Source organism: Aminobacter niigataensis (assembly GCF_014200015.1).
In the GTDB taxonomy this organism is placed as follows: Bacteria; Pseudomonadota; Alphaproteobacteria; order Rhizobiales; family Rhizobiaceae; genus Aminobacter; species Aminobacter niigataensis.
Map to the genome: position 1 here is coordinate 71843 of NZ_JACHOT010000001.1, position 24194 is coordinate 96036.

At 63.7% G+C, this 24194-nt stretch carries 30 protein-coding genes; 15 read left to right on the forward strand and 15 right to left on the reverse strand.

What is annotated here, in order from left to right; all coding sequences use genetic code 11:
* Positions 1-68 precede the first annotated feature (68 nt).
* Both GGQ99_RS00400 and GGQ99_RS00405 read right to left on the reverse strand, forming a co-directional pair.
* Positions 69-788, reverse strand: coding sequence for a response regulator (locus tag GGQ99_RS00400; RefSeq protein WP_108607328.1), 720 nt, complete (start codon positions 786-788; stop codon positions 69-71).
* Positions 778-1308 (reverse strand): MarR family winged helix-turn-helix transcriptional regulator, encoded by a 531-nt coding sequence (locus tag GGQ99_RS00405; RefSeq protein ID WP_055970444.1) that lies wholly within the window; start codon positions 1306-1308, stop codon positions 778-780. The genes GGQ99_RS00400 and GGQ99_RS00405 overlap by 11 nt, the downstream gene beginning before the upstream one ends.
* A 239-nt stretch (positions 1309-1547) precedes the next feature.
* On the opposite strand from GGQ99_RS00405, the gene GGQ99_RS00410 reads away from it, so the two are divergent.
* The 3 genes from GGQ99_RS00410 (at position 1548) to GGQ99_RS00420 (ending at position 3761) form a co-directional block, all read left to right on the forward strand.
* Positions 1548-2441 (forward strand): branched-chain amino acid aminotransferase, encoded by an 894-nt coding sequence (locus tag GGQ99_RS00410; protein WP_108607329.1) that lies wholly within the window; start codon positions 1548-1550, stop codon positions 2439-2441.
* Positions 2442-2592: 151 nt separating this feature from the next.
* The gene (locus tag GGQ99_RS00415; protein WP_108607330.1) at positions 2593-2883 is read left to right on the forward strand and encodes a hypothetical protein; all 291 of its coding nucleotides are present in this window, start codon (positions 2593-2595) and stop codon (positions 2881-2883) included.
* A gap of 236 nt (positions 2884-3119) precedes the next feature.
* Complete coding sequence (locus GGQ99_RS00420; protein WP_108607331.1) at positions 3120-3761, forward strand: MBL fold metallo-hydrolase; 642 nt, start codon at positions 3120-3122, stop codon at positions 3759-3761.
* A 135-nt stretch (positions 3762-3896) separates the two neighbouring features.
* Here GGQ99_RS00420 and GGQ99_RS00425 read toward each other — a convergent pair whose 3' ends face one another.
* The 4 genes from GGQ99_RS00425 to GGQ99_RS00440 all read right to left on the reverse strand — a co-directional run bounded on the left by GGQ99_RS00425 (position 3897) and on the right by GGQ99_RS00440 (position 5756).
* Complete coding sequence (locus GGQ99_RS00425; protein WP_108607332.1) at positions 3897-4325, reverse strand: BA14K family protein; 429 nt, start codon at positions 4323-4325, stop codon at positions 3897-3899.
* A 206-nt stretch (positions 4326-4531) separates the two neighbouring features.
* A complete protein-coding gene (locus tag GGQ99_RS00430; RefSeq protein WP_018428999.1) occupies positions 4532-4744 on the reverse strand; it encodes a cold-shock protein in 213 nt (70 codons plus the stop codon).
* Positions 4745-4925: 181 nt separating this feature from the next.
* Positions 4926-5336, reverse strand: a complete 411-nt coding sequence (locus tag GGQ99_RS00435; protein ID WP_108607333.1) for a hypothetical protein — start codon at positions 5334-5336, stop codon at positions 4926-4928.
* A 207-nt stretch (positions 5337-5543) separates the two neighbouring features.
* Positions 5544-5756 carry a cold-shock protein gene (locus tag GGQ99_RS00440; protein ID WP_006202520.1) on the reverse strand — a complete coding sequence of 71 codons (213 nt, stop codon included), beginning with the start codon at positions 5754-5756 and terminating at the stop codon, positions 5544-5546.
* A gap of 435 nt (positions 5757-6191) precedes the next feature.
* Between GGQ99_RS00440 and GGQ99_RS00445 the strand changes: the two genes are divergently transcribed.
* Positions 6192-6641, forward strand: a complete 450-nt coding sequence (locus GGQ99_RS00445; RefSeq protein WP_108607334.1) for a Kazal-type serine protease inhibitor family protein — start codon at positions 6192-6194, stop codon at positions 6639-6641.
* 52 nt (positions 6642-6693) lie between these two features.
* Here GGQ99_RS00445 and GGQ99_RS00450 read toward each other — a convergent pair whose 3' ends face one another.
* Complete coding sequence (locus tag GGQ99_RS00450; protein ID WP_108607335.1) at positions 6694-7062, reverse strand: hypothetical protein; 369 nt, start codon at positions 7060-7062, stop codon at positions 6694-6696.
* A gap of 411 nt (positions 7063-7473) precedes the next feature.
* Between GGQ99_RS00450 and GGQ99_RS00455 the strand changes: the two genes are divergently transcribed.
* From GGQ99_RS00455 to GGQ99_RS00480, 6 genes are all read left to right on the forward strand, one after another.
* Positions 7474-8217, forward strand: a complete 744-nt coding sequence (locus GGQ99_RS00455) for an outer membrane protein (protein WP_183259906.1) — start codon at positions 7474-7476, stop codon at positions 8215-8217.
* A gap of 263 nt (positions 8218-8480) precedes the next feature.
* On the forward strand, positions 8481-9053 hold the full coding sequence (gene gfa, locus GGQ99_RS00460; RefSeq protein ID WP_183259908.1) for an S-(hydroxymethyl)glutathione synthase: 573 nt from the start codon (positions 8481-8483) through the stop codon (positions 9051-9053).
* Between the two features lie 165 nt (positions 9054-9218).
* Positions 9219-9512, forward strand: coding sequence for a GYD domain-containing protein (locus GGQ99_RS00465; protein ID WP_183259910.1), 294 nt, complete (start codon positions 9219-9221; stop codon positions 9510-9512).
* 162 nt (positions 9513-9674) lie between these two features.
* Positions 9675-10325, forward strand: coding sequence for a class I SAM-dependent methyltransferase (locus tag GGQ99_RS00470; RefSeq protein ID WP_183262306.1), 651 nt, complete (start codon positions 9675-9677; stop codon positions 10323-10325).
* Between the two features lie 104 nt (positions 10326-10429).
* Positions 10430-11002: a helix-turn-helix domain-containing protein gene (locus GGQ99_RS00475; protein WP_183259913.1), complete on the forward strand. Its 573-nt coding sequence runs from the start codon at positions 10430-10432 to the stop codon at positions 11000-11002.
* Between the two features lie 6 nt (positions 11003-11008).
* Positions 11009-11536, forward strand: coding sequence for a GNAT family N-acetyltransferase (locus GGQ99_RS00480; protein WP_183259915.1), 528 nt, complete (start codon positions 11009-11011; stop codon positions 11534-11536).
* Here GGQ99_RS00480 and GGQ99_RS00485 read toward each other — a convergent pair.
* Entirely contained in the window at positions 11533-12363 is an 831-nt protein-coding gene (locus GGQ99_RS00485; protein WP_183259917.1) for a DUF2182 domain-containing protein, read from the reverse strand. The two genes, GGQ99_RS00480 and GGQ99_RS00485, sit on opposite strands and share 4 nt — an antisense overlap.
* Entirely contained in the window at positions 12360-13004 is a 645-nt protein-coding gene (locus tag GGQ99_RS00490; protein ID WP_108607342.1) for a DUF1326 domain-containing protein, read from the reverse strand. The genes GGQ99_RS00485 and GGQ99_RS00490 overlap by 4 nt, the downstream gene beginning before the upstream one ends.
* A gap of 367 nt (positions 13005-13371) precedes the next feature.
* On the opposite strand from GGQ99_RS00490, the gene GGQ99_RS00495 reads away from it, so the two are divergent.
* The 3 genes from GGQ99_RS00495 to GGQ99_RS00505 all read left to right on the forward strand — a co-directional run bounded on the left by GGQ99_RS00495 (position 13372) and on the right by GGQ99_RS00505 (position 18431).
* The gene (locus tag GGQ99_RS00495) at positions 13372-13977 is read left to right on the forward strand and encodes a TetR/AcrR family transcriptional regulator (protein WP_183259918.1); all 606 of its coding nucleotides are present in this window, start codon (positions 13372-13374) and stop codon (positions 13975-13977) included.
* A gap of 53 nt (positions 13978-14030) precedes the next feature.
* Positions 14031-15176, forward strand: coding sequence for an efflux RND transporter periplasmic adaptor subunit (locus tag GGQ99_RS00500; protein WP_183259920.1), 1146 nt, complete (start codon positions 14031-14033; stop codon positions 15174-15176).
* Positions 15177-15287: 111 nt separating this feature from the next.
* Positions 15288-18431 carry an efflux RND transporter permease subunit gene (locus GGQ99_RS00505; protein WP_183259922.1) on the forward strand — a complete coding sequence of 1048 codons (3144 nt, stop codon included), beginning with the start codon at positions 15288-15290 and terminating at the stop codon, positions 18429-18431.
* Between the two features lie 5 nt (positions 18432-18436).
* On the opposite strand, the gene GGQ99_RS00510 is transcribed toward GGQ99_RS00505, so the two are convergent.
* The 3 genes from GGQ99_RS00510 to GGQ99_RS00520 all read right to left on the reverse strand — a co-directional run bounded on the left by GGQ99_RS00510 (position 18437) and on the right by GGQ99_RS00520 (position 21988).
* Positions 18437-19255, reverse strand: coding sequence for an alpha/beta fold hydrolase (locus tag GGQ99_RS00510; RefSeq protein WP_425486767.1), 819 nt, complete (start codon positions 19253-19255; stop codon positions 18437-18439).
* Positions 19256-19326: 71 nt separating this feature from the next.
* The gene (locus GGQ99_RS00515; protein ID WP_183259925.1) at positions 19327-20685 is read right to left on the reverse strand and encodes a serine hydrolase; all 1359 of its coding nucleotides are present in this window, start codon (positions 20683-20685) and stop codon (positions 19327-19329) included.
* 106 nt (positions 20686-20791) lie between these two features.
* A complete protein-coding gene (locus GGQ99_RS00520) occupies positions 20792-21988 on the reverse strand; it encodes a diaminopropionate ammonia-lyase (RefSeq protein ID WP_183259927.1) in 1197 nt (398 codons plus the stop codon).
* A gap of 99 nt (positions 21989-22087) precedes the next feature.
* On the opposite strand from GGQ99_RS00520, the gene GGQ99_RS00525 reads away from it, so the two are divergent.
* Positions 22088-22567: an Lrp/AsnC family transcriptional regulator gene (locus GGQ99_RS00525; protein ID WP_183259929.1), complete on the forward strand. Its 480-nt coding sequence runs from the start codon at positions 22088-22090 to the stop codon at positions 22565-22567.
* 46 nt (positions 22568-22613) lie between these two features.
* On the opposite strand, the gene GGQ99_RS00530 is transcribed toward GGQ99_RS00525, so the two are convergent.
* Positions 22614-23036, reverse strand: a complete 423-nt coding sequence (locus GGQ99_RS00530) for a VOC family protein (protein ID WP_108607349.1) — start codon at positions 23034-23036, stop codon at positions 22614-22616.
* 244 nt (positions 23037-23280) lie between these two features.
* On the opposite strand from GGQ99_RS00530, the gene GGQ99_RS00535 reads away from it, so the two are divergent.
* A complete protein-coding gene (locus GGQ99_RS00535) occupies positions 23281-23655 on the forward strand; it encodes a hypothetical protein (RefSeq protein ID WP_183259931.1) in 375 nt (124 codons plus the stop codon).
* A gap of 50 nt (positions 23656-23705) precedes the next feature.
* On the opposite strand, the gene GGQ99_RS00540 is transcribed toward GGQ99_RS00535, so the two are convergent.
* Both GGQ99_RS00540 and GGQ99_RS00545 read right to left on the reverse strand, forming a co-directional pair.
* The gene (locus GGQ99_RS00540) at positions 23706-23960 is read right to left on the reverse strand and encodes a ParE family toxin-like protein (RefSeq protein WP_183259933.1); all 255 of its coding nucleotides are present in this window, start codon (positions 23958-23960) and stop codon (positions 23706-23708) included.
* On the reverse strand, positions 23957-24157 hold the full coding sequence (locus GGQ99_RS00545) for a hypothetical protein (RefSeq protein WP_108607352.1): 201 nt from the start codon (positions 24155-24157) through the stop codon (positions 23957-23959). Before GGQ99_RS00545 ends, GGQ99_RS00540 begins: the two co-directional genes overlap by 4 nt.
* Between the last annotated feature and the right edge of the window lie 37 nt (positions 24158-24194).

The window sequence follows — 24194 nt, forward strand, 5'->3', positions numbered from 1 at the left end:
TACAATGGAGGGGCCGGTCTCAACAACCGGCCGATGCTCGGAAGGTTCGCTGCGCAGGCTGGAGACCGTTATTCCACGCTCAGCCGATAGCCGATGCCGCGCACCGTCTGCAGCCAGACGGGGTTGGCCGGGTCGCGCTCGATCTTGCGCCGCAGGCGATTGATCTGGACGTCGATGGTGCGCTCGCCGACTTCGGAATCGCCGGTCACCAACTCGTGGCGGGGGATGGTCTCGCCGGCGCGCGCGGCAAAGATGGCAAGGATTTCCTGTTCGCGGTCGGTCAGCTTGAGGGCTTCGCCGCCACGCTTGAGTTCGCGGCGCGCGATCTGGAAGGTGTAGGGGCCGAACACCAGCTGCTCGACCTTCGGCGTCGTTGCCGGCCCGCCTCGGCGCAGGATGTTGTTGATCCTGAGGATCAGCTCGCGCGGGTCGAATGGCTTGGGCAGGTAGTCGTCGGCGCCGGCCTCCAGGCCGGTGATGCGGCTGTCTGTCTCGGAAAGTGCGGTCAGCATCAGGATCGGCACGTCCTTCTGGTCGCGCAGCGATCTGGTCAGTTCGACGCCGGTCTCGCCCGGCATCATCACGTCGAGGATGAGAAGGTCGAAGTCGAGGCCCGCCAGCTTGCGGCGTGCCTCGTCGGCATTGCCGGCGACCGTCACGCGAAAGCCGTTCTCGGTCAGGTATTGCTTGAGCAGGTTTCGGATGCGCGTGTCGTCGTCGACCACGAGCAGGTGCGGAGCATCATCGCCCAGCGTGGCCGGATTGGCCGTCTTGTCGTTATTCTCCATGGTCTTTCCCCGGCGTGTTTCCGGGCAGATGATCAATCTGCGCCCTTAATTCGGGATTGACCATCGCCTTGAGGAATCGTTCGATCCAGGCGCGTTCGGTCTCTCCCGCGCCCTCCAGTGCCGCATCGATGCGGCGTGACTGTGGCCGCGCCAGCGCCAGGGTCAGCGTCCGGCCTTTCGGCGTGGGATAAAGCTCGCGCTGACGGCGGTCGCGCGGACCCTGGACCTGGACGATATAGCCCGCATCGATCAGCTGCTTGAGAACCCGCGCAAGGCTCTGCTTGGTGATCTTCAGCACGTCGAGCAACTCGGCGACGGTCAGCCCCGGCATGCGGTTGACGAAGTGCAGCACGCGGTGGTGCGCACGACCGAAACCGTACTCGGCAAGTATCTGATCCGGGTCCGAAGTGAAATCGCGATAGGCGAAGTAAAGCAACTCGATGATCGAGAAGTCGATGCCGTCGTCGGCCGTCACTGCGGTTCGGATCGGTTGGGCGGCTGCGCCGCTGCGTTGTGCCATAGAGTTCCTGCTCGTCAATTTATGTCAGCACTGTTGACATAAATTAGGTGCGATGGTAATTTTTGCCAAGCTTTTCGGCGGATTGCGAATGAAAAGGCAAGGTACGGTGGTTTTTTCCGAAACATCGTGAGTTTGCTTTGGTATTCTAGCCCGCCTACGCTTTATCCAGCAGGCCCCTTACGGGCCATTAAGAACGATACGAAACGATAGGCAGGCTCCCGCCTGCGGGAAGGTTTACCATGGCATCCGTTCCTTTCGACCAACTCGATGGCTTCATCTGGATGAACGGCGAGTTCGTCCAATGGGCCGACGCCAAGATTCACGTACTAACCCATGGCCTGCACTATGCAAGCGCGGTGTTCGAAGGCGAACGCGCCTATGGCGGCGAGATCTTCAAGCTGACGGAGCACACCGAGCGCCTGCATGAATCGGCCCGGCTCCTTGGCTTCACCATTCCCTATTCGGTGGACGTGATCGACGATGCCTGCCGCGAGCTGCTGAAGAAGCAGGGCTTCAAGGACGCCTATGTGCGCCCGATCGCCTGGCGCGGCAGCGAGGAAATGGGCGTCGCCGCCCACAAGAACCGCATCAACGTTGCCGTCGCCATCTGGCAGTGGCCGAGCTATTTCGACCCGGCGCAGAAGCTGAAGGGCATCCGCCTCGACATCGCCGAATGGCGCCGTCCCGACCCGCGCACAGCACCTTCGAAGTCGAAGGCGGCCGGCCTCTACATGATCTGCACGCTGTCCAAGCATGCGGCCGAGGCCAAGGGTTATGCCGATGCGATGATGCTCGACTGGCGCGGCCAGGTCGCCGAGGCGACCGGCGCCAACATCTTCTTCGTCAAGGACGGCAAGGTCCACACGCCGACGCCGGATTGCTTCCTCGACGGCATCACCCGCCGCACGGTGATCGGGCTTGCCAAGGATCGCGGCATCGAGGTGATCGAACGCGCCATCATGCCGGAAGAACTGGCAGGCTTCGAGCAGTGCTTCCTGTCCGGCACGGCAGCCGAAGTGACGCCGGTTTCGGAGATCGGCCAGTACCGATTCGAGGTCGGCGAAATCGCCAAGACGCTGATGAACGACTATTCGGCAGCGGTTCAGCCCAAGCATGCCATTGCTGCGGAATAACCAGCAAATACAATAGCTAAGGATTGCAAGGGGGCGGTTTTCGGACCGCCCCTTTTGCTTGCCTCGTGGCGCATTTGACATTCGCCGATTTCAGCGTCTCATGTTGACGTCGGCAGACTGAGGGCCGGCATGCAATTTGGAGGGAATTGTTATGGAATCGCTTCTTCCGATCATCATACAGATTGTAACCGGCGTAATCGGTGGACAGGCCGTCGGCGCGGCGATCAAGACAGCTGCGATGGGGCAGGTGACGAAGCTGATCGCAGGCGGCGTCGGTGGTATTGCAGGCGGCCAGATCCTCGGCAGTCTCCTTGGCGGCGCTGCTGATCCGGCAACCGCCGGCGCGCTCAGCGGCATCCTTGGCGACGTGGTCGGCGGCGCAGGCGGCGGCGCCATCCTGACGGCGATCGTTGGCGCCGTCATGGGCGCGATGAAGAAGTAAAAGCGTTTCAGACGGAATTCGGATTGGGCGGCTGCGGCCGCCCATTTCATTTTTGACAGAGGCTGCCAGGCTGATCGCTGTGGACGAATGTCGCGACTGACCCAACAGCGCCGCGCATCCAATTGGACGCGCAAAGGACGCTGTAAATATTGAATTGGTGCATGATCCTTTCCGAAAATCCATTCCGATTTTCGGGGTCATGCACTATGTCGGGGCAAAGATCAGAAAGGACAGCCATGGGACAGCTCAATGCCGGGATCGTGCCGGTCACGCCCTTCCAGCAGAATTGCACGATCCTCTTCGACACCGAAGACAAGACCGGCGTCGTCGTCGATCCGGGCGGGGACGTCGACACCATCCTTTCGGTGCTCAAGGATAACGGCATCAACATCACGGCCATCTGGCTGACGCACGGCCATATCGACCATGCCGGCGGGGCGATGGAGCTCAAGGACGCGCTCGGCGTCGACATCATCGGACCGCATGAGGCCGACAAGCCGCTGCTCGACAACCTCGTCACGCAGGCGCAGAAATTCGGCATGGGCGGCTCGGTGCGCAATTGCGTGCCCGACCGGTTCCTGACCGAAGGCGAGACGGTCTCGTTCGGCAGCCATGTGTTCGAGGTGCTGCACTGCCCTGGCCACGCGCCCGGCCACGTCGTCTACTACAATCGCGAGGCAAAGTTCGCCCATGTCGGCGACGTGCTGTTCCAGGGCTCGGTCGGCCGCACGGACCTCTATGGCGGCGACCATGCGACGCTGATCCGCTCGATCAAGGAGAAGCTCTTGCCGCTCGGCGACGAGATCGGCTTCATCTGCGGTCACGGGCCCGGCAGCCGTTTCGGTGACGAGCGCCGGAGCAATCCCTATCTGGTCTGAGACCGCGGGTGTCCCGACCGGCGCGAAATGAAAAACGGCGCCAACCGCAAGGCTGGTGCCGTTTGTTATTGTCGTCGCGTCGGGCTGCTTTCGAACGGCCGGGCAGGGAAGGCCGTTCGACGAAGCCCGTGAACGTTAGTTGGCGGTGCAGAAATGCTCCAGCCCGTCATAGCCGGTGAAGGTGCCGCTGCGCGGCTTGAAGCTGCGGTACCGATCCGAGCAGTAGCTGTACCATTCCGGGCTCCACGGCTCGATTGCGTAGCTGTTGCGGTAGACCACGCGGCGCTGCACCGGGGCAGGGCGGTAATAGTCCTCGCGATAGACGCGGCGCGGCTGCGGCTCGTAGTCGTAATAGTCGTCGTAGACCGGCTGCGAACGGTTGCCATTGCCGGCGATGACCGCACCGGCGATCAGGCCAAGCGCGCCGGCGGCGACGATCGCGCCGGTGTTGTCGTGGCGGTTGTGGCGGCGCCAGCGCTCACCGGCCTCGGCCACCGGCAGGGTGGCGAGCGTGGTGGCGGCAACGGCTGCCGAAAGGACGAGGGTCTTGATGGTGCGGTTCATGTCGGGTCTCCTTCGCCGTCCGGCCCGTATCGAGGCAGGAAATGAGCGTCGACAACATGTCTAGGGGACCGAGGCTGAACGCAGCCTGAACAGACTTTCGGCGAAACATTCGAGCCGATCGAAGCCGACAGACGCCATGCGGCGCGGCGTCAGGCACTGCTGCGCAAATGTGGCCGGTGCTCAAGCCCGGCCCGGATCGCGGGCTCTCAGCCTACGGTCAGATTGACTGCCTTCGGGCCCTTGCCGCGCTTGTCCGGCTCGGTGTCGAAAGAAACCTTCTGCCCATCCTCAAGACCGGGAAGGCCTGACGCCTGCACAGCCGAGATGTGGACGAAGACATCCTTCGCCCCGTCGTCCGGCGTGATGAAGCCGAAGCCTTTGGCATGATTGAAGAACTTGACGGTGCCGGTCTGCGGCATGGGAAACTCCTCTGATCCCATCAATTCCAGTTCTTCGGGCCGGCAAATGCCCGAAGTGGAAATTTGTCGTTCATTTTTGGGCCATCGGCAAGCAAAAGTTTTGCTCTCCGGCGCCGCCCGAAAGCGGCGCCTGGCCCGCAAAAACACGGCTTTCAGCGGTGCCTGGGCGACGTTTTCCGGCTCAGTATTCGCAGTAGCGGATCGGCCCGATCTGGATGCAAGAAGGTGGCCGTGGGCGGTGCGGATCGAACCTGCTGTAGACCCGTACGCGGCAGTTGGGGCCGATATGGCGGTGGGGCACGTTGCCGTAGCGCGGCAGGAAGTGCCGGCGAACATCGCGGTGGCAGTCGCGCACCTGGATCGGCGGGCGGACTCGGACCGGCCGGCAGTCGGGCCGCCGGTGGACATGCCATTCGGTACGGCCGAATTGCGGAACGAAGTGGCGCTGGGGATCGCCGTGGCAGCCACGGACCTGGACCAGCAGGCCGGGGCCGGCTTGCGGCATGTCACTTGTCGGCATGGCCGCAGCGGGGCCGCCGTAGCCCAGGCCTGCAACAAGCAGCGCCGCGCTCAGAGCATTCAGGAATTTCATCGTCGGCCTCCTCCAGGGCGGGGCGGTTTCAGCTCCCGGCGTAGGAATATGCCATGATTGTCACGGCCTCGCCAGACCGTGGCGAGCCGCGCAGGCGCTGCTATCTCCTTGATTGGCCGAGTGATATTCGGAATTGTATGGACGAAAAGGAAAGGGCGCGACGGTTGCCCATCGCGCCCTTCAATCACAACTGCAACCTTGCTTGGCTTAAGCCGCGCGGAGGTTGACCGCCTTGGGACCCTTGCCCATGCGGTCAGGCTCGACGTCGAAGGTGACCTTCTGGCCATCGACGAGCGTGCGCAGGCCGGAAGCCTCGATAGCGGAGATGTGGACGAAAACGTCCTTGGCGCCGCCATCCGGCGTAATGAAGCCGAAGCCTTTGGTTGCGTTGAAGAATTTTACGGTACCGGTCTGGGCCATTGGGAGAACTCCTTCACCCGTTCAGTGGTCTGGACCTGCCAGCCGCCTGGCGTCGGCGGCAAGTCGGTGGTTTTGCTTGGCGGTCATGCATTCGCGCACGATAAAAACCCCCCGCCGAGTCACGGGGTCGTCAGAGATTCACAGTATCGGGGAAAGGGTCGTGCAAAACGTTCCAGTCTCCGGGTCAGCAAACGCCCGAACTGGATGTGATATTGCATGGAAACGCGTAGGTTGCAAGATGTCGCGGCCAATGGCCGATGGCACTTCGCAGCGTCGCATCAATATACGACATTCTGAAAACAGCCATTGGCCAGATTGCCGCGTCTGATGGGGCAGTTCGCCCTTGACGGATTGCTTTCGTTGACAGAATCGCGAGGATCGGGGCAGGGGCTGAAACAATTCCCGCAGAGGCGGGAACGAGAGGGAGCTAATTCCATGGTGTTTTCGGCAAAGACCTTTGCGCGAAGAGCAACGGTCGCCTCGTTGCTGTCGCTGATGCTCGCATCCTGCGTGGTGGTGGAAGAGGGGCCTGGGCCTGGCCCGCGGCCGCCGCGTCCGGAGCCCGGACCTCAGTTCTGCACGCGCGAATATGATCCGGTCTGCGCGCGGCGGGGAAATGATCGCCAGACCTTCGCAAACTCCTGCATGGCGGAGGCCGCCGGCTACCGCATCATCCGCGGCGGCGAGTGCCGTGGCGGTGGCGGCGACGGCGGCTGGAACGGCGGTGGCGGTGGCTGGAATGGCGGCGGGGGCGGCAACCAGCAATTCTGCACCAGGGAATACCGGCCGGTCTGCGGCCAGCGCGGCGGTTCCTTGCGTACGTTCCCCAATGCCTGCGAGGCTGATTCCGCCGGCTTCCGCGTCGTCGACAACGGCCCCTGCTAGAACAGCGGCCAGCCTCCCGGCTGTCGGCGCAGGGAGGCTGGTCCCATTAGGATCAGTTCGGCGAAAAGTCGTTTGCGCGCCTGACTTCGCGCACGCGGCAATCGTCGCCGACATGGCGATGGCGCAAGACGATGCCATCGACGCGGTGCGTACGCACATCGCGGTGGCAGTCCGCTGATCGGCGCGCGGGTTGCTGCCGGCCGCCGACCAGCACCGGCCGGCAACTGTCGTGCTCGTGGTAGTGCGACGCGCGCCGGCCGATCTCGGGGATATACGAGTCACGCACGTCTTCGTGGCAGCCGCCGACTTTGAAGACGAGGCCAACGATCGCCGGCTGGAACGGCGTCGAAAGCGGCGCGGCAGAGGCAGGCAAGATCGCTGCTGCCAACAAAGTGGCGAGCGAAACGGCCAGGAATTTCATCCGGCTTCTCCTTGGGTGGCACAACCAGCCAGCAGATTGCGCTGCGCGCAGCCAACTTCAATGGCTTGTGGTGGCCGTGAAGCCATTTCGCCTTGGCAGGGTTACCGCTTTCTTGCTGCGGCTATTTCCGTTGGCCGGTCGCGCAACTTGCGCCGCGAAACGCAGGAGCGCTTCGAGGAGATCCTGCGCCAGGCGACTGCTGGCCCCTTCTATGTTCTCGACGACGGCGCAATGACAGGTGGCGGGTGGGGGCAAGTGTCCTGCGATCGTGCAATTCCGGGGTCTTGCGCGCTGGAAAAGTTTATCGAAAGTAAACTCAAGTAAATAAAGAATACGTAATTTCTAGTATAGCATTCATGATGGAATCTTGCTATCTGCGTATGCATATCCATTGAATAGGGATTGCATATAATGTTTCTCGTGAAGGCTGGTGCGGCGCTAGCCGTTTCATTGTTGTTTAGCTCTGCGGCATATGCGGCGGATACAGTTGCACATGAGGCCACTGATCTTTCGGTAAACTGGACTGGCGGATATGTCGGCGTTCATGCCGGTTATGGCTGGGGTACCGTCCTCGACGTCAACAACCCGAATGCCACGGAGCAGGACATCGACGGCGGATTCGGCGGTATCCAGGCCGGCTACAATCACCAGTTCTCGAACAATGTCGTTCTCGGCGTCGAAGCTGACGTTTCGCTGGGCAATGTGAGCGGCGCCTTCGACGGCCGGACGATCAGCGTGTACAACGGCTACTACACCGAGGATGAAATAACCGCCCTCGGTACGCTCCGCGCGCGCCTCGGCTATTCCGCCGGCCGCTTCCTGCCTTTTGTCACGGGCGGCCTGGCTTGGGCCAATGTCGATCACATGCTTGGCTGTGACCGGGCTCGCGTTGTTGGGGCTCCCCTTCCGCCCACCGGTTGCGCTACCAAGTTTGAAACATCCAAGTCGGATATCGCAGTCGGCTGGACGGTTGGGGCTGGTGCCGAATATGCACTTACGGACAAGTGGTCGCTGAAGGGCGAGTACCTGTATACCGATCTCGGCAAGAACAGGGTCATGCTCGTCGATGCGAACTTCCCGGGAAATCCGGTCAACAACCGCAATTTCGACATGCAGTTCAGCGCTGTTAAACTCGGCTTGAACTACCGGTTCTAATCGTTCCATCAGAACGAACCCAAGCCCCGCCGTTACTGGCGGGGTTTTTGCTTGTCTGGACATGCGCAAGACCAAGCAATCGGCGCCGTGCCGGCAGGTTCGGGCGAAGGCCCGTTTCATGCCACAGCTGTCCGACCGGATCGGAACGGCGGATATGCACAAAAGCCTCCGCGACATGTATCGTATGGGACCAGCCGAATAGAGTTCTGCCGCATAGCGTTTGACGGCGTCCGGGCGGACGCCACAACTGGGAGGAACAGGTCATGGCTTCAGTATCGATACATCCAGCACTCGATGGCGGCGTCAAACCGGGCAGCGCCAGCTTCAGCGGCGGCACGCTGGTCTGCGCCTGCGCCGACCGCCCGGTGAAGGTGGCGATCAAGGGGCAGGTCGCCCACAACCACGCCTGCGGCTGCACCAAGTGCTGGAAGCCCGACGGCGCCAGGTTTTCGGTGGTGGCCGTCACGGCCCATGAAAACGTCACCGTGCTGGAAAACGGCGACAAGCTCGCCGTGGTCGACCCGAGCGCACTGATCCTGCGCCACGCCTGCAAGGGCTGCGGCGTGCACATGTACGGCCCGGTCGAGCGCGACCACGCCTTCAAGGGCCTCGACTTCATCCATCCTGAGCGCTTCCAGGAAGCAGGCTGGGCCGAACCGGGCTTTGCCGCCTTCGTCTCGTCGATCATCGAGGCAGGTGTCGATCCCTCCGAGATGGATGGCGTGCGTGCCCGGCTGAAGGAACTCGGCCTCGAGCCCTATGATTGCCTGTCGCCGGCGCTGATGGATTACATCGCCACCTGGGTGGCGAAGAAGTCGGGTGTGCTGAAGGGCTGACCCAGCCGCAGCCAAGGGGGAAGGGCCGGCCTTAGCTCGTAAAGCCTATGCCAGGCCGCCCTTCCGTCTACATGATCGCCAGACGAACCGTGCTATCGTGCGGACGGGAGAAACGGCGGCAACGCCAGATGCGCCCGCACGCCTCCGCAATCGAGGGAGGTCGAAATGGCATATTACGTTTTCCTGGTGAACTTTACTGACCAAGGGGCTCGCAGCGTACGGGACACGACGAAGCGGGCCGACGCATTCAGGGCGATGGCGGAAAAGGGTGGCGCCAAGGTGCACACGCTGTTGTGGACGCTCGGCAAATACGACGTGATCAGCATTACCGAGGCGCCCGATGACTTGACCGCGACAGCGCTTAGCCTGTCGATATCGGAACTCGGCAATGTCAGAGCCCAGACACTCAAGGCGTTCGACGCTGGAGAGATGCGCCAGATCATAGCCAAGATGGCTTGATTTCGTTCCCCATGCGGGACGGGAGCCCCGGTGCTTGCCGGGCTTCTGTCCCGATCGACGCCAGAGGCGGGCTTGCGCTGGACGCGAAGTCGGCCATTGTGCGCAGCAGTCAAGCGCGCGGCGTGGGAACGGACTTTGAATCGTCAAAACTCAACACACGAGATGCATCCGGATCCGGCGGAATTCATCCGGGCCAACATGCGCATCGCCACAGTGCCCTCGGTGCCCGAGATCCGTCTCTACAGTGCCCATCCGGCAAGCGGGCTGTGGCGGCTTGCTGCCGATGCGGACGAAGCAGGCGAGGATCCGGCGCCGCCCTACTGGGCTTACCAGTGGGCCGGCGGGCTGGTGCTTGCCCGTCACATCCTCGACCGGCCGGAGACGGTGCGGGGGCGGCGCGTGCTCGACCTGGGCGCCGGCTCGGGACTGGTCGGCATCGCCGCGGCGAAAGCCGGGGCGCGATCGGTGCTGGCGGCCGAGACAGACCGCAACGGCGTCGCTGCGATCCGCCTCAATGCCGAGTTCAACGATGTGCATGTCAGCACGGCGGCCGCCGACCTGACCGGTGGCGCGGCGCCGGATGTCGACCTGGTGCTCGTCGGCGATCTTTTCTACGCCGCCGATCTTGCAAGCCGCGTCACCGCCTTCCTCGACCGATGCGTAGTCCAAGGCATCGACGTGCTTGTCGGCGACCCCGGCCGCGCGCACCTGCCGCATACGCGGCTGAGGCTGGTCGCCGAACATGCGGTGGCCGATGTCGGTACAGGCAGTGCGGTGGCGTTGAAGCCGAGCGCTGTGTTTTCGTTCGGGTAAAGGCCCTTCGCCCTTCATTCCGGAAGACGAGCGCAGTGGATGACGAACGACGCGATGTGAGCGCTATCTTGACATCATCCCTGTTGTGAGAATATTTCTCATATATGGAAAGTTCACTCCTCGATGAAACCGGCATCGACCGGCGTATCGCCCAGCGGCTGCGGTCGTTGCGGGCCGAGCGCGGCTGGTCGCTGGATGAACTGGCCAAGCGCAGCGGCGTCAGCCGGGCAACGCTGTCGCGGCTGGAAAACGCCGAGGTCAGCCCGACCGCCAGCGTGCTCGGCAAGCTGTGTGCCGCCTATGGGCTGACAATGTCGCGGCTGATGCACATGGTCGAAGGCGAGTTCGCGCCGGTCGTGCGCCGCGACGTGCAGGCCACCTGGTCGGACCCCGAAATCGGTTTTCGTCGACGTTCGATCTCGCCGCCGGCGCAGACGCTGGCCGGGGAGGCGTTGGAGTGTGAGCTCGATGCGGACGTGAGGATAAGCTACGACGCGCCGCCACGGCCGGGCCTCGAGCACCATCTGCTTCTTGTCACCGGGCGGCTGGCCGTGACGGTTGACGGCAGGACGCACGAACTCGGTGCCGGCGACTGCCTGCGCTACCAGCTGTTCGGGCCGAGCGCCTTTGCCACGCCTGAAGAGATGGGCGCGAAGTATCTCTTGTTTATCGTGTGAGGCATCATGACCGTCGTCATCACGACCTTTTCCGCCGACGACATCGAAAGCCACCTCGGCGCCTTGGGCGCACTCCTGCACGCCTGTGTGCATGACGGCGCAAGCATCGGCTTCGTGTTGCCCTATGCGCATGCCGAGGCCGAGGGGTTCTGGACAGGCAAGGTGCTGCCCGGGGTGCGCGACGGCACGCGGATCATGCTGGTGGCAAGCAAGGACGACAGGATCGCCGGCACCGTCCAGCTCGGCTGCGATACCATGCCCAACCAGCCGCACCGTGCCGACGTCAACAAGCTGATGGTGCATCCCGGCTTCCGTCGCCAGGGCATCGCGCAACTGCTGATGAAAGAACTCGAGGTGCGGGCGCGGGAATTGGGACGCAGCCTGATGACGCTGGACACGCGTACCGGCGACAATGCCGAACCGCTCTATACAGCGCTGGGCTACCGGACTGTCGGCGTCATCCCAGGTTTCGCCCGCGATCCGATGGGCGGGGATCGTCTCGATCCGACGACGATCATGTACAAGACGCTCTAGAGCAGCATCCAGACGCCGGCGCCGATCAGCACGGTGCCTGCCGCGCGCGACAGCAGGCGGCCAGGAACGATGATTTTTTCCAGCAGGATGAAAGCGGCGATTGCCGCGACCCAGAGCAGGTTCATGATGCCGACGACGAACAGGATCGCCATCAGTGCCCAACAGCATCCGATGCAATAGGTGCCGTGCTCGACCCCGAGATTGATCGCGCCGCGGGGATCGGAGCGGAAGCCGCCATGGCGCATGATGAACTGCATCGGGCTCTGGCAGGTAGACAGGCAGACGTCCTTGAGCGGTGTGCACTGGTAGATGCCGGCCGCGATGAGCACGACGCCGCCAATCCTTGTGCCGAGGCCCGTCATCGGCGTCAGCAGCAGGACGCTTTCCAGTATCCATTGAGCCGATGTGGCAATCATGGAGAAGGCAACCCAGGCAAGCAGGTAGCCGGCGGCGAACCAAGCGGTCGCGGCGAAGGGCTTGCCCTGTGAGCCGGCCTGGCGCCCCACGCCGGCATAGACAAGCAGCATGGGCCCCACGGAGGGCAGCATCATGCCGATCATCATGATTGCCCACATGGCGAACATGAAGGCGAAGTCGCCGACGCTCCAGCCCCGCAGGGCAGGGGCGAGCGTGCCGCCCATGTCCATTCCAGGCATGTCCATCCCGGGCATGTCCATGCCGGGGATGTCAGTGCCTGAAGGCGCTGCTCCCATGTTCGCAGCAAGCCAGATCACATAGGCCCATGCCAGCGCGGCAATGGCCACGATGGCGGCCAGGACGACCGCCCGATCTCGCTTCAACAGGAGTTCGAGGCGAGTGGCGCTCATTGAGTCGGGCGGACAACCCCGCTTTCAGTCATGTGCATCCGGGCGAAATGCGCATGGGAATCCTTGAGGTCGAGCTCGATCGCGCCTGACGTCTTGACCCAGCCACGGCCGACTTCGGCGACGGTGTATTCGAAGCCGTTGGGAAGGTTGATGCGTGCCCGATGGGCCTCTGATGTCACCGGGTTCAGGATCGGCTCGCCGCGAGCCTCCATGACGCCGGGAATGTTCACACGCGCGGTGCGCCCGTCGATGTCGACCTGAATGTCGATCTTGGCGAAGACCGGGTCGTGGACCTTCTCGAAGGTCGTCGAAAAGACCTGGAAGAAGGTCGCGCCGGGTTCGGTATCCTCACCTGTCATGATCCTGAGCAGCGCTTCCCGTTGCTCAGGCGTCGCCCGTTCGTCGACGATCGCAACAACCTGGCCGTGGCCGTGATGGATCGCGCCTGGCCAGGCCACGATCATGGCGATGCGCAACCCGTCGAGCTTGGTGGTGCCATGATGACCCTGCTCGATATCGATCGCGCCGATGGCGCGGCAGTGGCCTTGGGTGGGGAGCGCATTGAACTGGCAGGGGCAGCCATAGGCGCAGTTGCAGTGCAGGAATTCACGTCCCTTGATGGTCCATTTGACGGCCGACATCTTCACCTCCTTGCGTTTGCAAGTCTCGGCAAGTCGTTTGCGGATTCGTCCCAGGTAGCTGGAATAGCCACGCCGGAACGTTCGGCACCGTCCCCAGAAGCCACGTAGTGTAGCAGAAATCGGCGGTCTCCATAACCGGCCTAAGGAGCGATTGCCGCCTCGCCAATTTCCCAGTGTGACGCCCAAGGACTGCATCGCCATACAACGAAGCTCGAAGGCCAGTGCGCGGGCGCAACGGGCTCCCGGGTTCCTGCCAGATGGCAGCTTATGTCAGTTTTTGCAGTGCAGCGGATTGACGGCAGACGAATAAAGTTTTACGACTGACGAAATTAGAAATTCGTCAGTCGTAAAATCGAGCGACCTGAACATGAACGACGTTGCTGAAAGCCCCGTGGATCTAGCGCGACAGGAGACTGTCGGGCGCATCCTCGATTCCGCCGAGCGGCTGTTCAGGCACTACGGCTACACCAAGACCAATGTGGCCGACATTGCCCGCGACCTCGGCATGTCGCCGGCCAATATCTACCGGTTCTTCGCCTCCAAGGTCGAAATCCACCAGGCGATCTGCGGCCGTATGCTCGGCGCGGTCTACCAGATGGCCTGCGAAATCCTGCGTGCTGAAGGCAGCGCCAGCGATCGTTTGCGCCGCTTCATCTATGCCCAGCACAACCTGACCGTCGAGACCATGCTCGACCAGGAAAAGGTGCATGAGATGGTCGTCGTCGCGCTGGAGCGCGACTGGCACGTCATTGAAAAGCACATTGACCGGCTGCACGACCTGATTGCGGAAGTCATCGCGCAGGGCATCGCCACCGGCGAGTTCTCCAAGCAGGATCCGCAGATTGCCGCGCGCTGCTTCGGTGCTGCAACGGCGACACTGTGCCACCCGCAGATGGTGTCGCAGTGCGTCAACAAACCGAACCGCGCGACGTTCGAGGAACTTACGGAATACGCCCTGAGGGCGCTGAAGTAACAAGCGGCCGACGGGCCGGCATCCAGATAAACAGACAACCAGGAGTGCGAACGATGATTTCGTTCAAGACCTTCAATGCGAACCTGCGTCCTCTGGCCAGCCTGGCTTTGGTGTCGCTGCTTGGCGTTGGCCTTTCCGCCTGCTCTGAAGCCAAGACCGAGACCGTCGAGGCCATTCGCCCGGTCAAGGTGGTGCAGATCGCCAGCACGGATGCGACACGCGAACTCGACTATTCCGGCGCCGTAAAGGCGCGGACCGAGATGAACCTCGGCTTCCGCGTCGCCGGCAAGATCACCGAACGGGTGGTCAATATCGGCGACAAGGTAAAGCCGGGCGACCTTCTCGCTCGCATCGATCCGACCGACTACCAACTTGGCGAGAGCAGCGCCGAGGCGAGCCTCCAGGCTGCCGAAAAGCAGGTCGAGACCGCCCGCCTGGCCGATGAACGCGCCGATCAGCTGTTTGCCAAGAAATTCGCCTCCGAGGCGCAGCGCGAGCAGGCGGCACTTGCCTACAAGCAGGCATCGTCACAGCGCGACGCGGCCCTTTCGTCGCTGCGCCAGGCCAGGAACCAGGTCGGCTATGCTGATCTTCGTGCCGACCAGAGCGGCATCGTCACCTCCGTCAGCGCCGATACCGGCCAGGTGGTTGGCGCCGGGACGCCGGTCGTCGCGGTCGCGGTAGATGGCGACAAGGAAGTGCAGATCGCCGTCCCCGAACTGGAGATCGCCCAGTTCCAGCCCGGCAAGCCGGTCAAGGTGAGCTTCTGGTCGGACGACAAGCTCGTGCTCGACGGCAAGGTGCGCGAGGTCGCCGGCAGTGCCGATCCGCAGTCGCGGACCTTCTCGGTGCGGGTCAGCCTGCCTGACGACAGCCGTGTCCTGCTCGGCATGAGCGCCACCATCGAGGCGTCAGTCCAGAGCGGCAAGGCGGTCGTGTCGATCCCGCTCAGCGCACTGGCCAAGCAGGACGGCAAGGAGATCGTCTGGGTGGTCAACAACGACCGGGAAACCGTGCATGCGCGTGGCATCAAGATGGCCAGCTTCGCCGCCGACGGCGTGCAGGTGGCCGAAGGCTTGAAGCCGGGCGACATCGTGGTGGCAGCCGGCACGCAGTTCATGACCGAAAACCTGAAGGTCAAGCTGCCGACGCCAGAACAGCGCGCGGCGGCGAACGAAGCCACCGCGGCAATTCGCTAAGAACAGTGCCCGCTGCGGCGGCCGATGGGCCGCCGCCAACGCCATTCAACATTGAACCTGCGCATCTGCTGTGCCGGATCCCGGTCGCGTGCGCCAATTGGAACCACGGCCATGGACAATTCCAGCCAGGACAAGAAGCCCTTCAACCTGTCGCGTTGGGCGATCGGGCATCCGAGCATTGCGCGTTTCCTGTTCGGCCTGATCATCATCACCGGCGCGCTCGGCCTGATGCGCATGGGCCAGAGCGAGGACCCGGAATTCACCTTCCGCGTCATGGTGGTACAGGCGATCTGGCCCGGCGCCTCGATCGAGGAGATGCAGGACCAGGTCGTCAACAAGATCGAGCGCAAGCTGCAGGAAACCCCGCATCTCGACTGGGTGAAGTCCTACACCCGCGCCGGCAGCGCCATCATCACCGTCCAGGTGAAGGGCGACACCGACACCGCCGAGGTCAAGGACGCGTTCTATCAGGTGCGCAAGAAGGTCGGCGACATCTCCAGCGAGCTGCCGCAGGGCCTGCTCGGGCCGTTCTTCAATGACGAGTTCGGCGACACCTTCATCACGCTGCATTCGATTGCCGGCGAGGGCTACAGCTATCCCGAGCTGAAGGCGCAGGCGATCAAGGCGCGCGACATGCTCTTGACGACGCCCGGCGTCGAAAAGGCCGTCATCCTCGGCGACCAGCCGCAGCGTATCTATATCGACGTTTCGTCCAAGGCATTGGCCGAACGCGGGCTTACGCTGAACGACGTGCGCAACACGATTGCCGGCCAGAACAACATCGACCCGGCGGGCGCGGTGGACACCGGCACGCATTCGGTACGCATCTCGGTCGAGGGCGATCTCTCCAAGACGGCCGACATCCGCGAGCTTAGGCTGCGCGCCGGCGACCAGATCACCCGGCTTGGCGACATCGCCACCGTGACGACTGGCCTCGAAGATCCCTATCAGCGCAAGTTCCGCTACAACGGCCAGGACAGCGTCCAGGTCGGCGTGGTGATGGCCAAGGGTTTCAAGGTCACCGATGTCGGCCATGCCGTCGAGGAGACCTACAAGCGTTTCGAGGAATCTCTGCCCTACGGCGTCTCCGTCGACCAGATCTCCAACCAGCCGGAGGTCGTCACCGAAGCCATCGGCGAGTTCATGAAGGCGCTGATCGAGGCGCTGCTGATCGTGCTCGTGGTGTCGTTCTTGTCGATCGGCTGGCGCTCGGGCCTGGTGATCGCGATCACCATCCCGCTGGTGCTCGCCGCCACCTTCGCCATCATGTACGAACTCGGCATCGACCTGCAGCGCATCTCGCTCGGCGCGCTGATCATCGCGCTGGGCCTGCTCGTCGACGACGCCATGATCGTCGTCGAGATGATGGAACGAAAGCTCGAGGAAGGCCTGGTCAAGGTCGAGGCGGCGAGCTTCGCCTACACCTCGACGGCCTTTCCGATGCTGACCGGCACCCTGATCACCACGGCCGGCTTCATCCCCGTCGGTTTTGCTGAATCGACGGCAGGCGAATATGTGCGCTCGCTGTTTTATGTCGTCGGCATCGCGCTGGTGATCTCGTGGCTCGTTGCAGTCTATTTCACGCCATGGCTCGGCAACATGATCCTCAAGCAGCGCAATCACGCCGGCAGCCATCACGACGCATTCGACACCAGCTTCTACCGCCGGCTGCGCGCGACGGTCAGCTGGGCCGTGCGCCACCGCATCATCGTTCTGGCCCTGACGCTGGTGACCTTCTTCGGCAGCCTGTTCGCTTTCCAGTTCATTCCGCAGAACTTCTTCCCGCAGTCGTCGCGGCCGGAAATCCTGGTCGACCTGTGGCTGCCGGAAGGCACCAGCATCAAGGAGGTGGAAAAGCAGGCCGAGGCGCTGGAAGCGCGGATGATGGACAATCCGGACAAGAAGTTCATCGCCACCTATATCGGCGAGGGCGCGCCGCGCTTCTTCCTGCCGCTCGACCAGCAGCTGCGCAATCCGAACTTCGCCCAGTTGCTGATCATGGCCAATGACGAGCCGGCGCGCGAAAGGCTGATCGTCAAGCTGCGCACCATCCTGGCCGAGGATTTCCCCTCGATCCGCGGCAAGGTCGACCGCCTGTTCCTCGGGCCGCCCACCGGCTGGCCGGTGCAGTTGCGCGTTGTCGGTCCGGACCGTACCGAAGTGCGGCGCATCGCCGACGAGGTGAAGGCCAAGTTCGCGGCGACGCCCGAACTCGACGCCATTCACGACGACTGGCTCGAGCCGGTGCCGGCGATGAAGCTGGTGATCGACCAGGACCGGGCGCGCGCACTGGGCGTTTCCTCGCAGCGCATTCGCCAGATGCTGCAGGCGGCGATGCAGGGTGCGCCGCTGGACGACTTCCGCGACGGCGAGGAGACGGTGTCGATCGTTGCCCGCGAGCCGGCTGCCAATCGCCAGCTGCTGTCGGCGGTCAACTCCGTCTATGTGCCGACCGACTTCGGTGGCTTCGTGCCGGTGTCGCAGGTGGCCAAGGTGCTGCCCGTCATGGAGCAGGGCATCGAATGGCGCCGCGACCGCCTGCCGACGATTACGGTGAGGGCGACCTTGCCGGACGGCGTGCAGCCGAATGACGTGACGATGAAGCTGTTCAACGAACTCAAGCCGCTGCGCGACAGCTTGGCTGCCGGCTACAAGGTCGAGATCCAGGGCGGTGCCGAGGATGCGGCCGAAAGCCAGGCCTCGATCGCCGCCAAGGCGCCGGTCATGCTGCTGGTGATCGTCCTTCTGCTGATGGTGCAACTCCAGCACTTCGGCAAGGCGATGCTGGTGCTGGCGACCGGTCCGCTCGGCATCATCGGGGCAGCGGCGGCGCTGCTGATATCGGGCGCGCCCTTCGGCTTCGTCGCCATCCTCGGCGTGATCGCGCTGCTCGGCATCATCATCCGCAACTCGATCATCCTCGTCGACCAGATCGACCAGGACATCGCCGCCGGCATGGAGCGCTACGAGGCGATCATCGGAGCTGCCGTGCGACGCTTCCGGCCGATCATGCTGACGGCGATGACGGCCGTGCTGGCGCTGATCCCGATCTCGCGCGGCGTGTTCTGGGGCCCGCTCGCCTACGCCATGATGGGCGGCATCCTGGTGGCGACCGTCTTGACCATCCTGGTTCTGCCGGCCGGATATGCGCTCTTCTTCGGCAAGGAGCCGAAGAAGAAGCAGGCAGAGCCCGAGGGCGAGGATCGCGGCAATGTCGCCGAGATTGCGCACAGGCCGGCACTGGCGGCGGAATAGGCGGCTTACGGCGCCTGGAGAAAAGCACTGATGCGCCCGGCCACAAGGCCGGGCGCCTCCCAGTGCATGTTGTGGCCGAGGCCGGGCAACGTGATCAACCGGGCGCCACCGATCGCGCCCAGCATCTGGGCCTGATGTTCCGCCGTGGCGATGTCGTCGTGCTCGCCGCGCATCATGAGTGTGGGGGCGGAGATGTCCTGCAGCAGCGGGAAGGGGTCGTAGGCCGTCTGCTCGTAGTGGATCGAATGCCAGATGCGGGCCGGAACCGAGGCGCATTCCCGCCGGACATGGGAGAGGAATGCCCCGTCGACCGGGACCGCGCCGGCGCACCAGGCCCGGATGAACGCGGATTCCGGATCGATGGGGTCGCGCAGTGCGAGGATGTTTTCCCACAGCCAGCCGGCGCGTTCGCGCGGCACTGCGGAGGTCGACATCAGCACGATCTTCCCGACCACCTGCGGCCAGCGCTCGGCGAGGGCCTGCGCGAGCCGCCCGCCCAACGAATGGCCGACGACATGGGCTTGCGCGATGCCGAGCTGGGCGAGGAAAAGCCTGATATCATGGGCCATTTCGGGGATGGTGTAGCAGCCCTCCGGCCTGTCGGAACGGCCATGGCCGCGCAAATCCGGTGCGACGAGCCGAAGGCCACCGGCAAGATGGGGTGCAATCAGGCTCCAGCTTCGCGCGCTGTCGGTGAAGCCGTGGAGGAGCAGCACAGGTGTTCCGCGCGCTTCGCCCTTTTCGACATAGGCAAGGCGGATGCCGTTCGGCAGCAGGCAATCCTGCTTCGAAGCGGCGAAATCATCCTGGGACAGCCGTTGCATCAGGGACCGGACCCATCGCGCCGAAGCATCGGCTTCGACGCGGGCAGGATAGCCGGTCCGTCGGCTGGCGGCTATCCCGTCACGCGCTGCGCCGGCATGTCCCGGCCATTCTGATGCAGCGTCAGGCCTGACGCCCGGCCGCTGCCGTCGACGTCGAAGCTGATCTGGGCGTCGACGACCTTGTAGAAAAAATGCACTTCGCTTTCCGGGTAAATCTCGGCCTTGCCTTGGCCGGTCGCCTGCGCGAACAGTTGTTCGCCTTCGCGCGTAACGGTCAGCACGAAGTCCGGCGCCAAAGGGTAATTGCCGACATAGCCGTCATAGATCGCCGGATCGACGGCCACCGCAACGCGCACCTTCGGCGGCGGGGCGAGCGGGCTGTCGCGGTTGAGCAGGTGAGCACCGATGTCGTCGACACCGACCTCGGTCGAGGTGTTGGACAGGGCAACGACTCCCATGCCCTTGGCCGGCAGGAAGCCGAGGAAGGAACGATAGCCGCCGGTGCCGCCATTGTGCCAGATCATCTGGTCGTCGCCGCTGCCTGAAATGACCCAGCCGAGCCCGGTCTCGTCGGTGCCGAGGCCCATCGGGCGGCGTGTCGCCAAGGTTGTGGCGAGTGCCGAGGAAAGCGGCGAGGCGCGCGCGCCCGGCAGCATCTCGAGAAAATTCAGCAGGTCGTTTGCCGTGGACAAAAGCGCGCCGGCGCCGGCGAGCGTCGGCAGATCCCAACAGGAAACGGGAGCGAGGGTGTGGCCATGGCCGTTGGCGAGCCGGTGCTTCATGTCGCGAAGGACGGCGTCGGCCGTCGACGACATGCCGAGGGGCGCAAGGATACGCTCGCGGACCAGGCTTCCATAGTCCTTGCCAGCGCGCAGCGCGAGCGCATGACCAAGGAGGCCCATCGCCAGGTTGGAATATTCGTACTGGCTGCCGATGTCTCGGGGCAAGGTGTAGCCGGACAGAAACGCGTGGAGCTGCTCGACCGTGTAGTCGGCATAGGGGTTTTCCTCGTTGGCCGGCGCGAAATTGTCGGGCAGGCGCGGCAGCCCCGAGGTATGGGTCGCCAGGTCGAAAAGGGTGATCTGCCTGCCGTCGCGTTCCGGCACGGCGACGTCTGCGGGCAGGTAGCTTGCGACCGGGTCATCGAGCCCGACCTCGCCGCGCCCGGCCATCTCGGCGAGCAGCAGGGCGGTGAAAACCTTGGTGATCGAGCCGATCTCGAAGACAGTGTCGCCGTCGACCGGGCGGGCATGAAAGGCGCCGAATTGGCCATGGGCTATGATGCGACGCCCTGCTGCGCCGAAGGTGCCGACGACGATGCCGAGGCTCTGCCGCTGCAGGTCGATGCGCTCGATGAGGATGCGCCTGATCTCGGCATCGGACGGAAATTGCGCTCTGGATGAAGCGTCCACAGGAACAGAAACGGTCATCGGTCGATTGGCCCTCATGCCAGATGCGGATGGCGGCTGATACCGGTCGGACATTACGCCAGCATGGCGGGCTCACCTTCTCCCCTGTGGGAGAAGGCACGGTCCGTCACTTGCCTTCGCTGGTCAGATCTGCCGGCGGCAGACCGACGAGTTCGCGGTAGCGGTCAGGATCGGTGGCGCCTTCGGTGACGACCAATAGAACACGTGAGGTGGCATCGAGGCCGATCGCTGTGCGCATTTCCGGATCGCGCGTGGCGGTGAGCAGTCCGGCCAGACCGGCGCCGCCGCTTTCGCCCGCGACCACCACCGGGTCGTGGCCGAGCGGGCGGGCGAGGCGGTTCATGACCTCGATGGCCGTTTCGTCCTCGACGGTCATGAAGGCGTCGGTGACACGCGACAGGATGCGCCAGGCAAGCGGCGAGGGTTCGTAGCATTCGAGCATCGCCATGACGGTCGGCTCGCCGTGCTGGAGTTTGACCGGGTGTCCTGTCCGCGCGGTCTCGAAGATGCAGGCGGCGCGTGCCGGATCGACGACCACGAAGGTCGGGCGGTTCTCGCCGAAGCGGCTCGAAAGATAGGCGGCGGCAGCGGCAGCGATGCCGCCGACGCCGGCCTGGACGAAGACATGGGTCGGCGGCGCCGGCAGCTTCTCCAGTGCCTCGCGCATTATCGCGGTGTAGCCCTGCATGACGAGGCCGGGGATGCGCTCGTAGCCGGGCCACGACGTGTCGGAAACGACGGTCCAGCCGTTTTCGGCGCAGACCCGCGCGGCCTCGGAGACCGAATCGTCATAGGTGCCGGCAACACGCACCATCTCGGCGCCGTAGCGGGCGATGGCGGCGACACGTGCGTCGCTGACGCCGCCATGGACGAAGATCACCGAACGGGCGCCGACAAGCTGTGCCCCTTGCGCGACCGAGCGGCCATGGTTGCCGTCCGTGGCGCAGCCGAAGGTCATGGCTGACGAAATCTTTGCCACTTCAGGGCTGTGCAGTTCGGCCATGCCGACCGGGCGGCCGAGCTGGCTTTCCGCCGCTTCCAGTACCAGGCGGATGACGGCATAGGCGCCGCCAAGCGCCTTGAAGCTGCCGAGGCCGAGGCGATAACCCTCGTCCTTGAGGTGGATGGCGCCGAGGCCGAGGTCAGCGGCAAGCGCAGGCAGCGACCGCAGCGGCGTCGGCTTGTGGTTGGGCCGGTGCGACAGAAAGCGTTCGACGGCCTCTGCGGCCTCGACACCAAGCGTCTCGACGTCGATTGGCTCGAGCGGCCGGCGATAGTCCGGGTGCTGGTTGCGAATAAGCATGGGCCGATGTCTCCTCTTTCGGCGCATTTATATTGCAGCGCCGGCGAGAAATGCGCTCTATTCTGGCGTCGTTGGTGCAAGTTTGTTTCGCGAGGGATGATGGACAGGCAGGCGGTACCGGGTCTCGATGAATTCGACCTGAAGATCCTGGCCGTTCTTCAACGCGACAATACCACGCCGCAACGCGAGATCGGCGAAGCGATCAGCCTGTCGGCGCCGGCGGTGCAGCGGCGCATCAAGCGCATGGAAGAGGGCGGCGTGATCTCTGCCAATGTCGCGGTGATCGACCCCGAAAAGGTCGGACGACCAATCACCGTCATCGTCGAGATCGCGGTGGAGAGCGAGCGCGTCGACCTGCTCGATGCAGCAAAGGCGAGCTTTGCCGCCGCGCCCGAGGTGCAGCAGTGCTACTACGTCACCGGCGAGGCCGATTTCGTGCTGGTGGTCACGGTCGCAAGCATGGCCGAATACGAGGCGCTGACGCGGCGGCTGTTCTTCGCTAATCCCAACATCAGGCGGTTTCGCACGCTGGTGGCGATGGACCGGGTGAAGGCCGAGCTGACCGTGCCGGTTGGCTGAACGCCCCGTCCGCCGCCCGGCGGACGGGTTTCATCTATGAAGGCCGCTACTTCTTGACCGGTGCGTTCATGGCCCAGGAGACGCCGAAGGGATCGCGCAACTGGCCCCAGCGGTCGCCCCAGAACATGACGTCGAGCGGCACGACGACCTCGCAGCCGGCATCGACGGCGCGCTTCCACCAGGCATCGATGTTGTCGCCGAGGATGAGCTGCATGGTGTAGCCCTGCGCCTTCTCGTGCGGATGGCCGTGCTCCGGATAGGCGTCGCAAAGCATCATCGAGCTGCCGTTGACGTAGAGGTGGATGTGCATGGTCCGGCCCTGCTCGTCCGGCGGGATGGCGAAGGCCGTCTCGGCGCCGAAGGCGCGCGTGTAGAATTCGGCCGCCTTGCTGGCGCCGTCGACCTGCAGATAGGCGATCAGGCCGCCGAGAACCGGGGGAGCGGCGGTCGGTGCAGTGCTGTCGGGCATTTTTCTCTCCGTTCGTTGATGGCCGTTGCCGCCGGCGAAAGCGTGCGACTCGGCTGTTCAGGCATCGAACCGGGTGCGTGTCGCGCTCGGCGGTTGGATGCCTTGAACTGAAGACGAACGAAGCCTGCCGGAACCTACATGTCCGGCCAATATTTTTCGCGAACAACCGGAGGCACCGCCCCGAGCTCTTCCTGGGTTGCAAGCTAGCGGTGCTGGCAGGCGTGAGCCGGTTCAGTTCGAGTTCGTGTTCGAATTGCTCGACGAACTGGTGCTCGTCGAGGTGCTGGTCGACGAACTGGTGCCGGTGTTGCTCTGGGAGTCGCTGTCGGTGGTGCAACTGCCGTTGGAGCAGCTCCTGGAGCGCGAGCTCGACTTGCTCGTCGACTTGGAGACCGTGACCGACCGGCTGCCGATCAGGATGGGAGCACTGCCGACGGTGGCGAACGGCACCATCGCCGGTCTCGACGCCGGTAGCGGGCCCGCTTCCGCGGCGGAGAAGGTCAGGACCGCGCTTGCGAAGATCGCGGCCGAGGCGAAGCGCTGGAACCTTGCCATTGCACATGCTCCTTTGCGTGGCACACCAAAACGCCATTTGAACATGGCGATGCGTGGCGCGTGAATTCGTCAATTGGAGCTAGACGGGTCGGCACGGCCAGGGGCAATCAAGCTTCAACGAAGAAGCTTGTCGTATTCTGCGTGCTTCCCAATCCAGAACCAGACGAGGTCGTGCTCCAGTCTGACGGCGACCGCGCGATGGTCACGCCCGACACGCACCGACCAATAGCGGCCGACAGACTTCAGATGCAGTGAAGGGTGGTGCGGGTCTGCGCGAAGCAAGGCAAAATTCTTGTCGGCCAATTGCTGCACAGGCTCAGGGAGAAGATCGTATGCCGCCCAGAACCTTGAGCTGGCATGATGGTTCAAAGCGGCCGCGTCCGTCCGGACTTGAGTTCAGCCAAGGCTTCTTCCGCAAACCTGTCCAACTTGCCGGCGGCGACGTCTTCCTCGATCTGTCGGTCCCAGCGTTCGGCCTGCAGTTCTGCGAACCACGCGGCGAACTCCTTCAGCTCGTCCTTGGACAGAGACTCAACCGACTTTTCGATCTGCTCGAGCTTGGTCATGCTGACAAGATAACATGATGCCAATCGGGGGCAACGG